Genomic DNA, 659 nt, shown 5'->3' on the forward strand with positions numbered 1-659 from the left:
GCCGCGCCCAGCCGCGCGCGCAGCGCCGGGTCTGCCGCCAGTCGCGCCAGCGCCTCGGCCAGCGCGCCCGCATCCCCCGCCGGGACTGCGATGCCCGAAGGCCCGTCGGCCAGGATGCGCGCCGCGCGACCGCCCTGGTTGGTCACCACCGGCAGCCCCGCCGCCAGCCCGTCCATGATCTTGTTCGGCGCCGTCCATTCGGCGAATTCCGGCAGCCCGGCCAGCAGGTGCAGCGCCACCTGGCTGCCGGCATAGAGCCCGCCCAGCGCGGCGCGCGGCAGCGGGTCGAGGAAAGTCACGTTCGCCAGCCCTTCCGCCGCCGCGCGCGCGACCAGGGCGGGCTTCTCCGCGCCATCGCCCACCAGCAGGATGCGACCCCGCGCCTCCCCCCGTGCGCGCAGCACCGCCGCGGCGTCGAGCAGCGCATCGAGCCCGTTCGCCCGCCCATGCGCGCCGGCATAGACCGCGAGGCATTCCCGCGCCGCCGCACCGGCCGGTCGCCACGGCGCGACATGCGGGCCGAACAGGTGCAGGTCGCAGCCATTGGGCACGACATGCACGCGGCCAGGCTCGGCGCCGCGCGCGCGCGCCGTCCCGGCCATGCCCTCCGACAGCGCCACCACCGCGGCGGCGCGCCGGCAGGCGGCATCGGCCAGGCG

1 protein-coding gene is annotated in these 659 nt (G+C 78.3%); it reads right to left on the reverse strand.

Features of this window, described 5'->3' with window-relative positions:
* Positions 1 to 659, reverse strand: a 659-nt coding sequence (locus tag HW578_RS27365; RefSeq protein WP_198373826.1) for a glycosyltransferase, incomplete at both ends; no start/stop codon positions are given.

Origin of the sequence: Roseomonas rosulenta, from assembly GCF_016106005.1 — a bacterium.
In the GTDB taxonomy this organism is placed as follows: domain Bacteria; phylum Pseudomonadota; class Alphaproteobacteria; order Acetobacterales; family Acetobacteraceae; genus Neoroseomonas; species Neoroseomonas rosulenta.